Here is a 13,292-nt window from a genome sequence, read left to right as displayed (position 1 = left end):
GGTATGGTGCGGGGTGTCGGTGTCGCCGGGCGCTCGCCCGTGCACAGGACACCAGCATTCGGGCGCCAGCGTGTGCGCCGAAGCGTCACCAGGTCGCACGGCCGACGTTGCCGAGGCCCCGGACGCACCCCTTCTCGGAGAGACAGGATCCCTGCATGACATCGAACGACAACGGTCGACCCGCCCTGTTCCTCGCCACGTCGCACGGTGACGTGCTGGACGGACCGGCGGTGACCTTCGACAGCAGCGAGGAGGCCATGCGGCAACTGCGCCACCCGTTCGCGGTGAAGCCGGCCCAGCCGGCCGCGACCACTGCCGACGCCTCGGACCAGCGCGGCTGATCCCCGCCCGCTCCCCCTCCAAACGCCTAGCCTCATACTTTCGGCTAGAAATTAATCGGTCTTTCGGGTAAGGTCCGTCATCAAGTGAACGACATGACGCGGTGGCGAGGTCCGTGTTCGTGGCCTTGCGACAGCGCACCTTCGCCCGTATGTGCGCCCCGGCGGTAGCCGGTTCGGAGACCCTTCCGGTCGACTGGATCGACGGGCATGTGCGGGAGGGACCATCCCATGGCCATCATCGTCGAGAACGCGACCAGCACCGGCGTCGACCAGCGGAGCAGCGACCAGAGCCCGGAAGCGCTGCTCGCCGCAATGAAGGCGGTCCAGGCCGATGACCCTCGCCGCCCAGCAATGCGGGACCGTGCCATCGAGGCATGGCTGCCGCTCGCCCGGCACCTGGCGCGCCGCTACGGCGGACGCGGCGCACCCGACGACGACCTGGCCCAGACCGCCTTCGTCGGGCTCATCAAGGCCGTGGACAACTTCGACCACGACCGAGGTGTCGACTTCAGCGGGTACGCCATCCCCACCATCATCGGCGAGATCAAGCGGTACTTCCGGGACCGCACCTGGGCGGTGCGCGTACCCCGCCGCCTCCAGGAGCTGCGTCTTTCGATCAGCGCGGCGAACAGCGCCCTGACCCAGAACCTCGGCCGCTCGCCGACGGTCGCCGACATCGCGTCCTACCTCGACGTGACCGAGGAGACCGTCCTGGAGGGGCTGGAGGGTGCGCGCGCCTACCGGGCCACGTCGCTGTCCACCCCGACCGGGGCCGACGGCAGCCGTGAGCTCGGGGACACCCTCGGCGACGACGACCGCGCGTTCGACCTCGTCGAGATCCGCGTCGCCCTCGGTCCGGCCCTCGCCACGCTGCCGGAACGCGAACGCGAGATCCTGAGCCTGCGGTTCCACGGCAACCTGACCCAGGCCCAGATCGCCGACCGGATCGGCGTCTCACAGATGCACGTTTCCCGGCTGATCACCCGCTCGCTGGCCGCGCTGCGTCACCAGCTCAGCCCAGACATCGCCGCCTGAGCCCGATCACAGTTGGATGACGTGGCCAACCCGTGGCGGCGTACGACCGGCGAGAACGTCCAGCCAGGCGTGTTGCAGCGCCGCCGGCCCGGCACCCACCCGAACGTCCAGCCACCCGCTCACCACGGCGGCGAAGCGTTGCCACGCCTCGGTGAACCGCTGGTCGAGGCCGTCGCGGCCCCAGTCGTGGCTGCGCTTGCGCATCTGCACCGGCGCGAAGAACACCTCCTCGGCGGCGTCGGCGTTCGGCGTCTGGTTGGTGAGCCCGACCGCGATGTCCCGGACGAGCCGGTCGCCGAGGCGCCGACGCAGGGCCGCGCGGGTCGACGGCGCGCCGGACAGGTCGAGGTAGACGGTCGGGACCACGTCGAGGGCGTCGATGTCGTCGTACGACACGACCTCGTCGTAGCAGCCGAGCGACCGGGTGAACTCCAGGTTGCCCGGTGAGGTGAGACCGACCAGGCGCGGCCCGCGCCGGTGCAGCTCGAACGCGGCGGCGTACGCGGTCTTGCTCGACGCGGACGACACCAGCAGCGCCTCGGCACCGTAGAAGTCGTTGTCGACAACCTGGTCGGCCAGCATGAACGAGGTGAAGAACAGCGGGCGAAAAAGGATCAACAGATCCTCCTGGTCGCGCTGGTACGCCGGGTCGCCGGTGGTCGACCGGTACGCGTTGTACGGCGACGGCAGCTCGGCCCGGTGTGGGCTCGCCTCACGGAACCCGGCCGCGTCCACCCGGTCCGGCCGCACCACGAGGTGACCGGCGGGCGGGAGGTAGCCGTAGATTCGTTGCCCCACCTCGACACCGGCCACCGCCGAGGCGACCACCTCGGCGAACCCCCAGAGCGGCGGCAGGCCCCACTGCGGCCCGAGGCCCTGGGCCGCCGGCGGAAAGAACTGCCAGTACCGCATCGAGTCGCCGAGCACCGCGTAGGTCACGTTGTTGGCGGTGAGGCCGACGCGGTCCACGCGCAGCAGCGCTTCACCGTCGGCCAGGGCGGGGGTGGGGCCATCGACGAGCGTGGTCTGCCCGAGGTCGTCACGCGCCACGGCGAAGGTCCATGAGTCAGCCATGAGGTGACGCTAGACAGCCTCGCAACCGGAGACAAGTGCACTGTGAGTGCAAAATCCCACTGCGCGGTCAGGGTCGGCGCGCGGCGAGGTCGCGGAGGTGCGCGAGCGGCAGGTGCGGTGGCCGCCACTCCACGAAGAGGGCCGTCGCGTCGTCGTCGAGCTGGTCGTCCTGGTAGCCGACGACCGCGCGGACCAGGCGACGCATCGTCTCCGGGCTGGGCAACCCGTCGTTCAGGGCGCGGTTGACGAAGTCGACGAGCCGGTCCAGCCCGAACTGCTCCCCCTCCGCGCTACGGGCGTCGGTGATGCCGTCGGTGTAGGCGAGGATGCGGTCACCCGGGTGCAGGTTCTCCACGTGCACCTGCGGTCGGCGAGGCGACAGGTGGCCCAGGCCGAGCGGCAACATGGTCGGCCCGGGTAGCTCCCGAACGGCCTTGCCGTCACGCAGCAACATCGCACCCGGATGCCCCGCGTTGATCATGCTGAGCCGGCCGGTCCGGCGGTCCAACTCGATGAGCAACCCGGTCGCGAAGAAGTTCGGGTGCTCGGAGCGCACCCACCGGTCGATGCTGATCGCCGTGTCGACCAGGTCGAGGCCACACCGACGGGCGTTGCGGTACGCGCTGACCACCAGCGAGGCCAGGGTGCTCGCCTTGATGCCGTGCCCGCAGGTGTCGAAGAGCCCGACGCTGAGCACGTCGTCGTTCAACGCGTAGTCGAAGATGTCGCCGCCGACGTCGTAGCACGGTTCGAGGATGGCGGTGACCACCAGATCGTCGGTGGCGAAGGTCAGCGGCGGGAGAAGACCCCACACGATCTCGGCCGCGACCTGCATCGGCATCCGCCGGCGCATCCGCTCGACCACGTCACCGTAGAGCCGGCGGTTGACCAGGATCTGGGCGACGTTGACCGCCACCTCCCAGGCCGGAGCATCCATCGTCTCGTCGGTGGCGGCCGGGGAGACGATCTCCAGTACGCCCATCCGCTCACACCCGAGCAGCAGTGGCACCCACACCCGGTCCGGGTTGTCGGGCGCGCGCTGGATGTCGAGGGTGGTGAAGGCCCGGCCGGCGAGCGTCGTCTCGATCGGCAACTGATCCCGGTCGAGGCCCGCGCCGAGCAGCGGCACGAGGAGCGTCTGCGTGTAGTCGGCCAGATAGATCACGATCTCGCTGGCATCGATCGCGGGCGCCGCACGGGCGACCAGTTGCGACACCTCGTCCGGGCCACCTCGGGGCGCGTTGAGCTGCAACCAACGCACCACCTCGCCGATGTCGGCCATGCTTCACCTCCCCCTGTCCTCCCCATCGCAGGAGCACGTAGTGCGAGCGGTGAGGCTACCGCGCCCCGCCGCGTTCCTTGCCTGCCGATCGTCCACGCCTGACCGAGGCGCCCCCTTTCGCCCCACCGACCTCATCCATCTCGCTGGTTTTGCAACTTTTGCGAATTAGGTGTGTAAAAGTCCGGTTGGGAACCTCTGTGGCTCGTGCGGCCTTCAGCCGCCGCACACCTGGCGTCTGGTGAGATGCCTTCGCGAAAGGGCACGTCGTGACAACCAAACTATTCAGCCAGCCGAGACGGGCGGCCCTGTCCGCACTGGCGGCCATCGCCGCCAGTGGCACAGCCGTCGCCGTCCTTCTCGTCAGCGGCACCGGCGCGAGCGCCGCCGAAGCACCGGTGGGACTCGGGACGGCGGCGAACTTCTCCGTACTCGCCGGCTCCACGGTCACCAACACCGGTCCAAGCTTCCTCGCCCAGAGCCTCGGCGTCAGCCCTGGCAACACCGCACCCGGCTTCCCGCCGGGCATCGTCGGCGGCGAGGTCCACCTCGGCGACGCCGTCGCCCTGCAGGCCAAGAACGACCTGACCACCGCCTACAACGATGCGGCCGGCCGGACCCCGTTCACCAACCTGCCGGCCGAGCTGGGTGGGACCACGCTGCTCCCTGGCGTCTATCGGATCGGTGCCGCACAGCTGACCGGAACCCTGACGCTCGACAGTCAGGGTGACCCGGCGGCGGTGTTCATCTTCCAGATCGCCTCGACACTCATCACGGCGCCCAACAGCAGCGTCGTGTTCATCAACGGGTCCTCACCCTGCAATGTCTACTGGCAGGTGGGCAGCTCGGCCACGCTCGACACGGGCACCCGGTTCATGGGCAACATCCTGGCCCAGACCTCGATCACCATGAACACCGGCGCCACCCTCCAGGGCCGCGCCCTGGCACAGACCGGCGCCGTCACCCTCGATACCAACACCATCAACGCACCTGTCTGTCTCCAGCCGACGGGAACGCCCACCCAGACCCCGACCGGCCAGCCCACGGGTACGCCCACTGGCACGCCGACCAGCACCCCGACCGGGCAGCCCACCGGTACGCCGACCGGTCAGCCCACGGTCACGCCCACCGGGCAGCCCACGGCACGGCCCACCCGCAGCGAGTTGCCCGTGACCGGCAGCAGCGGCGATGCCGCCCTGCTGCCCGTCCTGACCGGAATCGGCAGCGTCGCCGTCGCCACCGGCGCGGCTCTGCTGCTCCTCTATCGACGCCGCAGGTCTGAGTCCTGACCGATGCGCCCCGGCGGCCGGTGACCAACCGGCCGCCGGGGCAGCACCACCGGCGCTCATTCGTTTCGATTGCCCGACGGTGGGGCCTCGACCACCGCGCTGAGGAGCGCGGACAGCGGCACGGTGGCGAACCCCACTGGCGTGTCACTCGCCCCGTGCGGCACCCACAGCTCACTGCCGTGCACGAGCGCACCGCTGAGCAGGCAGGTCACCTGCTCCCACGGGTCGCGGTGGAGTGGGGCGTACGCCAGGCGACCGGTCCGAGCAGCGCAACCCTCAAGGGGAGGACGCGTCGACGAGATCAGCTGGGTTGAGGTTCAGGGTGGCGAGCAGCCCGGTGTGCTTGGCCGGATCCACGCGCTCCGGCAGCTCGCGCTCGACCCAGTCGGCCCGGGCCTGCTGACCCCGGTCGCGAAGTGCGGCAACGATCCTGTCTCTGGCGATTCTCATCTGGCGCTCCCCTGGTTAAAGTGTTCAAAACGATCATTCGTACGGACAGTGGTGCGCACGCGCGCTCGGATCCGGACCACCAACCGTTCCGACCGCGATGACGGGCGAACCCGACGGCCGGGGCGTGGTCCGGGACCGGGCAACACGACCAGCGAGTCGCGGCGACGGGGATGACGTTCGGTAACGCCCCTGATGGGCTGGTGGCGACGGCGTCTGGCGGCCACCGGGGTCCCGGGCGACATGTTCACCGTACGCCCCTGCTACGTGCGGCTGCACACGCACGGGCAGCCGGGCCGGTCGGAAGGTTCCGCCCAGCCGCCTGGATCCGGCACCTCGACGAGGCCAGCCCACCGACTTTGCCCGAATTGCCACCTTTATCTCACTAGGATCGAAGGTCGGAGCACGTAGGCGGGCACCTGATGACGACCGACCAAGCGGTAGGGCTGACCCGCGAGGATGAAGGGCCCCAGCGGGTGACCCTGCTGGAACTCTTCCTCGATCTGGTGTTCGTCGCCGCGCTCGCCCTGACGTCGCGGACCCTGGCACAGCGTCTCGACTGGGTCGGGCTTTTCGAGACCGGGGTGCTGTTGACGGCCATCTGGTGGGTCTGGGCAGCTAGTGCCCTGGCCACCGAGCTTCAGCACCTCGGCCAGCCACCGATCTTCGCCGTGACGCTCTGGGTCATGTTCGGGACGATCCTGATGGCGGGGGCGGTGCCCCGAGCCTTCGCCGAGCACGGGCTGATCTTCGCGGGCGCCTACGTGGCGATCCAGGTGGGACGTGGCACCTTCCTCGTCGCCGCGCTGGGCGGTCGAATGGAGCAGCAGCGCTCCGGTCGGTTCATGTTCTGGTTCAGTGTGTCCGCCGTACCGTGGCTCGCCGGCGCCTTCGTCAGCGGTCCGGCCCGGGGCCTGCTGTGGGCCGCCGCGCTCGCTGTCGACTACGCGGCCGCCTGGCTTCGTTACCCCACACCGCGGATCGGTCGTCTACCCGCACCTCACTACGCGGTGGCGGCCGACCACCTGGCGGAGCGCTACCAGCAGATCTTCACGCTCGCTCTCGGCGATCTCATCCTCGTCATCACCCTGACCTACGCCGCCCACGACCTGACCATCGAGCGGACAGGGGCACTCCTGATCGGGTTCGCCGCGACCGTGTTGCTGTGGCAGATCTACGTCCACCGTGCCGGGGCCCTGCTGAAGGCCGCCATCGAGGCTTCCCGGGACCCGGGCGGGTTCGTACGGTCGGCGCCCAACACCCACCTACTCATGGTGGCCGGCGTCGTGGCTGCCTCCGCCAGCTTCGAAGTCATCATCAGCGAGCCCGCCGAGGAGACGTCGCCGTGGTTGGCCGGCGTCCTCCTCGGCGGGCTCGCACTGTTCCTGCTTGGACGCGCCCGGTTCGAGTACGAGGTGTTCAGCCGCGTGTCGCCGTCCCGACTGCTCGCGCTGCTCGCGTTGGCGGTCGCTGGACCCGTCCTGATGCTCGCCCCCGCGCTGGTGGCCGGCCTCGCCGCGACCCTGGTGCTCGCCGGGGTTGCCGTCACCGACAGTATTCGGGCCCACGGAAAGCCGCCCGAACCACCGATGCCGTCGACGTAGGCGATGATCAGGGCTCCAGCACCACCTTGCCGGCCCGGCTGCGGTTCTCGGCGAACACCATTGCCGCAGAAACCTCGCTGAGCGGGTAACGGGCGGCGATCTGCGGCACGATCACTCCCTGCCGCAGCAGGTCGAGCACGATGCCGAGGTCGGTACGCAGGCGGCGGCGGAACGCGGCGCGGCGGGTGAGCTGGCCGGCCCAGAAGTTGTAGAAGCCGGCCCGGTGGCCGTTGGGCAGCGCGTTCCAGGTGTAGAGGCGGGTCAGCAGCTTCACGAAGACCCACGCGACCGACTGACCGGTGCCCACGGCGGCGGCGTTGCCGTAGACGACCAGCTTGCCGCCGGGGGCGAGCAGGGCGTACGAGGTGCGTACGCCCGGGCCGGCGACCGGGTCGAAGACGGCGTCGACGCCACCCGGCGACAGCTCGCGGGCGCGCGCGGCCATGTCCGGGTCGCGGTAGTCAAGCGGTTCGACGCCGAGTTCGCGCAGCCCGGCGTGGTGCCGTTCGGCAGCGGTGCCGATGACCCGCAGGCCGAGGTGTCGGCCGAGTTGGACGAGGACGCTCCCGACGCCGCCGTTCGCGCCGTGCACGAGGATGGTCTGTCCGGCCGTCAGGTCGGCGTCCCGCAGCATCTGCCAGGCGGTCACCCCGTTGACGACGACGGTCTCGGCCGCGGCGGGGTCCAGCCCCACGGGCACCGGGGCCAGGACGTCGATGTCGACAAGCGCGTGGGTGGCCCAGGCACCGGTCTTGGTGACCGCCGCCACCCGGGTGCCGACCAGCGCGTCGTCGCCGCCGGGACCGACCGCCCGGACGGTGCCGACGAGGTCGTAGCCGGGAACGAACGGGAACTTCGGCTGGCCGGGGTAGAGCGCGTGGCGCATCTGCTGCTCGGCGAACGAGATACCGGTGGCCTCGACCTGGACGAGCGCCTGCCCCCGGGCGGGGGCGGGCATCGTGCGTCGGTGCAGCCGGAGGCCGTCGGGCTCCACCACGCCGGGCAGCACCACTTCGGTGATCGTCGTCTCGGTGGTCATCGGGGTTCTCCCTTGTTTGTAAGTGTGCACTCACACACTTGTTGGCCTGAAAGAATGGGCCGCCGAGGCGGCCCAGCATCGGGGTCGGTCAGGGGTGGCGGATGCCGGCGGTCAGGGCGCGAGCCCAGGGTTCCGGGACCTGCTCCAGGCCAGCGGTCACGATCAGGTGGCACAACTGGCCGTACGCGAAGAACTGCTGCACCTGGGCGTCGCTGGCCTGGGCCCGGCTCTGCACGAAGGTCGCGACCCGCCGGTAGCCGGCCCGCACCGCCTCGGCGACCTCCGGGATGTCCGTGACGGCCTGCGCCTGCACCTGGAAGAGCAGCAGGTCGCGGTCGGCGATCAGCTCCGCGTAGGCATCGCCCATGGCGTCGAGGATCTCCTCCGGGCTGTCACCCCCGGCGCGCTCCGCGCCCGCCTCGATCGCGTCGGCGATCCGGTCGAAACACGCCCCGGCCGCCGCCACGAACAAGCCGAGCTTCCCGGAGAAGAGCCGGAAGACGTACGCCTCGGAGATGCCGGCGGCGGCGGCCACGGCGGTGACCGGTGTGGCATGGAAGCCGGCGCGCGCGAACACCGACACCGCGGCGTTCAGGACGGTGACCCGGCGGGCTTCGGCGGTGGATCGCATGTTTGTAAGTGTGCACTCACAAACAAGTGCCGTCAACCCGGGGGTTCGTCATACCGTCCACCGCTCGGCCGTCACGGTGCGACGCGGTCGTCAGGGGGCGATGCGCAGCTGTCGGATCGCGGTGTCGTCGTAGTCGCTGAAGCGGTAACGGAGGCCGGCGAACGGGCTGCCGGGAAAGTCGCCGGTGATCGTCGCGGTGACGACGGTGCCGGCGGGAGTGTCCTCGACGTCGGTGATCTCGTACGACACCAGCGGCACGGCGCGACGCCACGCGCGGATGGCCTCGATGCCCCGGTACTCGGTCGACTCGTCCTCGACCACGGCGTCCTCCGCGAAGAGGGCGAAGTAGTCCTCGGAGTCAGGCCGCCCGGCCAGTTCGAAGTAGCGGCGGATGATGGCCGGTGCGGCCTGGGTGACGGTCATGACTGGAGCCCTCTCCGGACGTCACTTGGCAGCATGGGCGCACGTCACCAGGACGTCGTATAGTTACTTCTGAAATAGCACCAATTAACTTCGACACTAGCACCTACTCGGGAGAGGGCACAGTTGTGGCCGGGAAGATTCGCTTGGAGGACCGCGAATGCCCGCTGTCCAGCGCGCTGGGCCACGTGGGCGAGTGGTGGACGCTGTTGATCCTGCACGACGCCTTCGACGGGTACACCCGGTTCGACCAGTTCCAGGCCAACCTGGGCGTCTCGTCCAGCATCCTGACCAGCCGGCTCAAGACCCTCACCGGTCAGGGGTTGCTCGAACGTCGCCGTTACCAGACCAGGCCCGACCGCTACGAGTACGTCCTCACCGACCTCGGGCGCAGCCTGCGGCCCGTCGTCGTCGCCCTTGCCGCCTGGGGTAACTCACGCCTCGATCCGAGCGAGCGCAGCATGATCCTCGTCGACCGGACCACCGGGCTGGAGGCCGACCCGGTGATCGTGGACCGCAGCACCGGTCGCCCGCTCGACGACGCCGACTTCGTGTTCGCCGCCGGCCCGGCCGCCAGCGAGACCATGCGCAAGCGTTACGAGCACATCCCCACCCAGGCGGCCCCGCAGCGGCCCTGACCGGGTCACTCCAGCGGATAGAGGCGGGCCGGGTCGCCGGGTCGGAGGCTGTCCGGCACGTCGTCGGCGCTGCTGGCGGCAATCGAGCCGAGCAGCGCCAACGAGCGGGCGGACTCCGTACCGGGCTCGGCGTGGTAGATCACCAGCAGCTGCCCGTCGGCGCCCGCGACCGCGAGCTTGTCGCAGTACAGGTCGAGGTCGCCCACCTCGGGGTGGTGCAACCGGCTGACAATGCCCTCCCGTCGACGCACCTCGTGGCGCGCCCAGAGTTGCCGAAAGCATTCGCTCTTGAGTGACAACTCGCCCACCAGTGCCGTCAACCGTGGGTCGTCGGTGGCGCCGCCCGAGTCGGCACGCATCTGCCCCACGACGCTCTGCATCGCCTGCCGCCAGTCGCGGAACAGCTCCCGCTCGGCCTCGTCCAGGAACACCGCGAGGAGTCGGTTGGCGCCCGGGGCGAGATTCGGCGACAGCGCCCTCGCCATCGGGTTCGAGGCCAGGATGTCGAGGTAGCGATTCTGCACGAAGGCCGGCATGGAGAGCTGCCGCAACAGGTGCAGGATGCTGGCCGGAACCCGCGCGGCGGCCGGTCGGGACGCCCGGCGCGACCGCGCACGGCTCAACCCGATCATGTACGCGGTCGCCTCCGGATCCAGCCGCAGCACCCCGGCGAGGGCATCGAGGACCTGCACCGAAGGGTGCCGCTCGCGACCCTGCTCCAAGCGGAGGTAGTAGTCGGCGCTGATGCCGGCCAGCATCGCCACCTCCTCACGCCGCAGCCCCGGCACCCGGCGCAGGCCAACGCCCGGGCCGAGCCCGACGTCCTCGGGCCGGGTCTGCTCCCGGCGGGCGCGCAGGAATTCGCCTAGCGGGTTCGTTGCGTCCATACCACCGACGGTAGATCGCCGGGCGGCCCGGTGACTGGCTGTGTCACTACCAGGAACAGCTCGCCCTGCCGCCCGGGTGGATGTCGGCGGACAGTCGTCCAAGGGCCGGTTCGTCACGGCCACAGATGTCACGACGACAACGGACAGAGGATGAGATGAGCGAGAACCTTCCCGGCGGTGCCCTCACCCCCGCTGACGGCCTCACCCTGAGCCGGATGGGCTACGGGGCGATGCAGTTGGCCGGCCCGGGTGTCTTCGGCCCGCCCCGCGACCGCGAGCAGGCGCTCGCCGTGCTCCGCGAGGCCGTCGACCTGGGCGTCCGGCACATCGACACCAGCGACTTCTACGGGCCCGTCGTGGTCAACGAGCTGATCCGCGAGGCGCTCCACCCGTACCCTCAGGGTTTGCACCTGGTCACCAAGGTCGGCGCCCGCCGCGGCGCCGACCGCTCCTGGATCCCGGCTCTGGAGCCGGACGACCTCAAGGCCCAGGTACGGGAGAACCTCCAGCATCTCGGCCTGGACGTCCTCGACGTGGTCAACCTGCGGGTGGGCGTGGCGGAGGGCACCGGCGACGCGCCGCTCGGTGCGCAGTTCGCCGCCCTGGCGGAGCTGCGGCAGGAGGGCCTGATCCGGCACCTCGGGCTCAGCAACGTCACGCTCGACCAGCTCACCGAGGCCCAGGCCATCGCGCCGGTGGTCACCGTGCAGAACCTCTACAACGTCGCCAACCGGCAGGACGACGCCCTGGTCGACCGGTGCGCGGCGGAGAACATCGCGTTCGCGGCGTTCTTCCCGCTCGGCGGGTTCACGCCGTTGCAGTCCGACACGCTCGACGGCGTGGCCGCCCGACTGGGCTCCTCACCGCAGCAGGTCGCCCTCGCCTGGCTGCTCCAGCGCTCCCCCACCACCGTGCTGATCCCCGGCACCTCCAGCGTGGCGCACCTGCGGGAGAACATGGCGGCAGCCGACCTGAAACTGCCGGCCGACGCCATCGAGGAGCTGGACGCGCTGGCTTCCTAGCTAGTGCTGGTGCGGCCGGTTGCGGATCAGGGTGAGCGCCAGCACGGCGGTGACGAGGAAGACGACGCCGTTGACCCGCAACCCGGCCTGGACCCCGGAGGTCAGTGCCTCCGCGATCGCCGCCCGGACCGGGTCGGGCAGCGGTTGGCCGCCGTTGGCGCCGGAGGCCACCGCCGCCTGCACAGCGGTACGGGTGGGTTCGCCGATCTGGTGCGCGGCGAGCCGGTCCGGCAGGTCGGCCACCATCGTGGTGGTGAGGAGCGTGCCGAGCAGAGACGAGCCGAGCACCGAGCCGACCTGGCGGGCGGCGTTGACCGCGCCGGAGGCCATACCGGCCTGGGCGGGCGCGACGCTGGCCAACGCCGCCGCCGTCGCCGGGGCCACCACCAGACCGCCGGCCGCACCGAACAACGCGAACAGCGCCCAGCGGTCACCGAACGACGTGGTCGGCCCCTGGTTCGCCAGCGCGAAGCTGGCCACCGCACCGAGGACCAGGCCGAGGGTCAACGGCGCCTTGAATCCGGTACGACGAATCGCGCGCCCGGCACCGAAGGCGACCAGCACGTACGCGCCGAAGAGCACCAGCATCCGCCAGCCGGTGTCCAGCGGGCTGAGCGCCTGGGCACGTTCGTGGAAGAGGACCAGCAGGATCGCCACGCCGGTGAAACCGAAGAGCGACACCGCGCCGACGACCATGACGGCGCTGAACGACGCGGACCGGAACAGCCGCACGTCGAGCATCGGCGCGCTGGCCCGCAGCTCGACCAGGACGAACGCGACAAGGGCGACGACCGCGACGACCCAGGCCGTCGACACCACCGGGCTGGTGTAGCCGGTCTTGCCGCCCTGGATCAGCGCGTAGACGGCGGCCGCGATGGCGACGGTGCCCAGCAGCAGGCCGGGCACGTCCAGTCGGGCGGCGCTCGGCCGGGACTCGGCCACCCCGACGACGGCGACGACGAGGGTGACCAGACCCAGCGCGATCGTCGACAGGTAGACGCTGTGCCACTGGTAGTGCCGCAGCAGGAAGCCGGCGATGAGCGGGCCGATCGCGAGGCCGATGCCGGACGCCGCCGACCACGCGGTGATGACCTCGGTCCGTCGGTGCGGGTCGGTGAAGGTCGCGCCGAGGATCGCCAGGCTGTTCGGCAGGATCAGGGCCCCGCCGAGGCCGGCGACCAACTGCCCGACGATCACCCATCCGACGGTCGGGGCCTCAGCCACGACGGCCGCGCCGACGATCATCGCGACGACCCCGGCACCGAACATGCGCCTACGCCCGTAGCGGCTGCCCAGGGTGGCTGCGGACAGCACGACGCTCGCCACCATCAGGGTGTAGGCGCTGGGGATCCAGACCAGGGTGGTGGGGTCGACCCGCAGGTCCTGCTGGATCGTGGTCAACGCGGAGACCGTCGCGGTGATCTGCAGGAACGTGATCATCGCGCCCAGACACATGGCGATCAGGGTCACCGGGCGGGAGCCGCGCAGGGATGAGCGGGCGGGGGCGGCCGGCCCGAATGCCGCCGGCCCTGATGGGGCGGCTCCGGGTGGGGTCGGGGCCGTGGCGCTAGTGGTCACTGAAGATC

At 70.5% G+C, this 13,292-nt stretch carries 14 protein-coding genes; 6 read left to right on the top strand and 8 right to left on the bottom strand.

Annotation, left to right across the window (positions count from 1 at the left end; genetic code table 11):
- Positions 1 to 155: 155 nt before the first annotated feature.
- Positions 156 to 341 (top strand): hypothetical protein, encoded by a 186-nt coding sequence (locus ABTW72_RS22500; protein ID WP_350861560.1) that lies wholly within the window; start codon positions 156 to 158, stop codon positions 339 to 341.
- Between the two features lie 312 nt (positions 342 to 653).
- Positions 654 to 1,376, top strand: a complete 723-nt coding sequence (locus tag ABTW72_RS22495; RefSeq protein ID WP_350861831.1) for a SigB/SigF/SigG family RNA polymerase sigma factor — start codon at positions 654 to 656, stop codon at positions 1,374 to 1,376.
- A gap of 6 nt (positions 1,377 to 1,382) precedes the next feature.
- Here ABTW72_RS22495 and ABTW72_RS22490 read toward each other — a convergent pair whose 3' ends face one another.
- Both ABTW72_RS22490 and ABTW72_RS22485 read right to left on the bottom strand, forming a co-directional pair.
- On the bottom strand, positions 1,383 to 2,450 hold the full coding sequence (locus ABTW72_RS22490; protein WP_350861558.1) for a DUF2855 family protein: 1,068 nt from the start codon (positions 2,448 to 2,450) through the stop codon (positions 1,383 to 1,385).
- 67 nt (positions 2,451 to 2,517) lie between these two features.
- Positions 2,518 to 3,732: a PP2C family protein-serine/threonine phosphatase gene (locus ABTW72_RS22485; protein ID WP_350861556.1), complete on the bottom strand. Its 1,215-nt coding sequence runs from the start codon at positions 3,730 to 3,732 to the stop codon at positions 2,518 to 2,520.
- Between the two features lie 266 nt (positions 3,733 to 3,998).
- On the opposite strand from ABTW72_RS22485, the gene ABTW72_RS22480 reads away from it, so the two are divergent.
- Complete coding sequence (locus ABTW72_RS22480) at positions 3,999 to 5,018, top strand: ice-binding family protein (RefSeq protein WP_350861554.1); 1,020 nt, start codon at positions 3,999 to 4,001, stop codon at positions 5,016 to 5,018.
- Between the two features lie 276 nt (positions 5,019 to 5,294).
- Here ABTW72_RS22480 and ABTW72_RS22475 read toward each other — a convergent pair whose 3' ends face one another.
- Entirely contained in the window at positions 5,295 to 5,468 is a 174-nt protein-coding gene (locus ABTW72_RS22475) for a hypothetical protein (RefSeq protein WP_167493730.1), read from the bottom strand.
- Positions 5,469 to 5,887: 419 nt separating this feature from the next.
- Between ABTW72_RS22475 and ABTW72_RS22470 the strand changes: the two genes are divergently transcribed.
- A complete protein-coding gene (locus ABTW72_RS22470) occupies positions 5,888 to 7,069 on the top strand; it encodes a low temperature requirement protein A (protein WP_350861552.1) in 1,182 nt (393 codons plus the stop codon).
- Positions 7,070 to 7,076: 7 nt separating this feature from the next.
- On the opposite strand, the gene ABTW72_RS22465 is transcribed toward ABTW72_RS22470, so the two are convergent.
- The 3 genes from ABTW72_RS22465 to ABTW72_RS22455 all read right to left on the bottom strand — a co-directional run bounded on the left by ABTW72_RS22465 (position 7,077) and on the right by ABTW72_RS22455 (position 9,162).
- The gene (locus tag ABTW72_RS22465; protein ID WP_350861550.1) at positions 7,077 to 8,108 is read right to left on the bottom strand and encodes a medium chain dehydrogenase/reductase family protein; all 1,032 of its coding nucleotides are present in this window, start codon (positions 8,106 to 8,108) and stop codon (positions 7,077 to 7,079) included.
- Positions 8,109 to 8,196: 88 nt separating this feature from the next.
- Entirely contained in the window at positions 8,197 to 8,739 is a 543-nt protein-coding gene (locus ABTW72_RS22460) for a TetR/AcrR family transcriptional regulator (RefSeq protein WP_350861548.1), read from the bottom strand.
- Positions 8,740 to 8,829: 90 nt separating this feature from the next.
- The gene (locus tag ABTW72_RS22455) at positions 8,830 to 9,162 is read right to left on the bottom strand and encodes a nuclear transport factor 2 family protein (protein WP_350861546.1); all 333 of its coding nucleotides are present in this window, start codon (positions 9,160 to 9,162) and stop codon (positions 8,830 to 8,832) included.
- A 143-nt stretch (positions 9,163 to 9,305) separates the two neighbouring features.
- On the opposite strand from ABTW72_RS22455, the gene ABTW72_RS22450 reads away from it, so the two are divergent.
- Entirely contained in the window at positions 9,306 to 9,797 is a 492-nt protein-coding gene (locus ABTW72_RS22450; protein WP_350861544.1) for a winged helix-turn-helix transcriptional regulator, read from the top strand.
- Between the two features lie 5 nt (positions 9,798 to 9,802).
- Here the strand turns inward: ABTW72_RS22450 and ABTW72_RS22445 are convergent, their stop codons facing one another.
- Complete coding sequence (locus ABTW72_RS22445) at positions 9,803 to 10,684, bottom strand: helix-turn-helix domain-containing protein (protein WP_350861542.1); 882 nt, start codon at positions 10,682 to 10,684, stop codon at positions 9,803 to 9,805.
- Positions 10,685 to 10,839: 155 nt separating this feature from the next.
- Here ABTW72_RS22445 and ABTW72_RS22440 point away from each other — a divergent pair, with 155 nt between their 5' ends.
- Positions 10,840 to 11,706 (top strand): oxidoreductase, encoded by an 867-nt coding sequence (locus ABTW72_RS22440; protein WP_350861540.1) that lies wholly within the window; start codon positions 10,840 to 10,842, stop codon positions 11,704 to 11,706.
- Here the strand turns inward: ABTW72_RS22440 and ABTW72_RS22435 are convergent, their stop codons facing one another.
- On the bottom strand, positions 11,707 to 13,284 hold the full coding sequence (locus ABTW72_RS22435) for an MFS transporter (RefSeq protein WP_350861538.1): 1,578 nt from the start codon (positions 13,282 to 13,284) through the stop codon (positions 11,707 to 11,709). It abuts the gene before it with no gap.
- Positions 13,285 to 13,292 lie beyond the last annotated feature (8 nt).

The sequence above is a fragment of the Micromonospora sp. NPDC127501 genome (assembly GCF_040302185.1).
Taxonomy (GTDB): Bacteria; Actinomycetota; Actinomycetes; order Mycobacteriales; family Micromonosporaceae; genus Micromonospora.
This window is presented reverse-complemented; position numbering and strand designations above follow the sequence as displayed.

Bases quoted from the DNA above. Each gene is read 5' to 3' on its own strand.
- ABTW72_RS22460 (WP_350861548.1), bottom strand. From the start codon at position 8,739: ATGCGATCCACCGCCGAAGCCCGCCGGGTCACCGTCCTGAACGCCGCG.
- ABTW72_RS22440 (WP_350861540.1), top strand. From the start codon at position 10,840: ATGAGCGAGAACCTTCCCGGCGGTGCCCTCACCCCCGCTGACGGCCTC.
- ABTW72_RS22475 (WP_167493730.1), bottom strand. From the start codon at position 5,468: ATGAGAATCGCCAGAGACAGGATCGTTGCCGCACTTCGCGACCGGGGT.
- ABTW72_RS22455 (WP_350861546.1), bottom strand. From the start codon at position 9,162: ATGACCGTCACCCAGGCCGCACCGGCCATCATCCGCCGCTACTTCGAA.
- ABTW72_RS22500 (WP_350861560.1), top strand. From the start codon at position 156: ATGACATCGAACGACAACGGTCGACCCGCCCTGTTCCTCGCCACGTCG.
- ABTW72_RS22485 (WP_350861556.1), bottom strand. From the start codon at position 3,732: ATGGCCGACATCGGCGAGGTGGTGCGTTGGTTGCAGCTCAACGCGCCC.
- ABTW72_RS22470 (WP_350861552.1), top strand. From the start codon at position 5,888: ATGACGACCGACCAAGCGGTAGGGCTGACCCGCGAGGATGAAGGGCCC.
- ABTW72_RS22490 (WP_350861558.1), bottom strand. From the start codon at position 2,450: ATGGCTGACTCATGGACCTTCGCCGTGGCGCGTGACGACCTCGGGCAG.
- ABTW72_RS22445 (WP_350861542.1), bottom strand. From the start codon at position 10,684: ATGGACGCAACGAACCCGCTAGGCGAATTCCTGCGCGCCCGCCGGGAG.
- ABTW72_RS22495 (WP_350861831.1), top strand. From the start codon at position 654: ATGAAGGCGGTCCAGGCCGATGACCCTCGCCGCCCAGCAATGCGGGAC.
- ABTW72_RS22465 (WP_350861550.1), bottom strand. From the start codon at position 8,108: ATGACCACCGAGACGACGATCACCGAAGTGGTGCTGCCCGGCGTGGTG.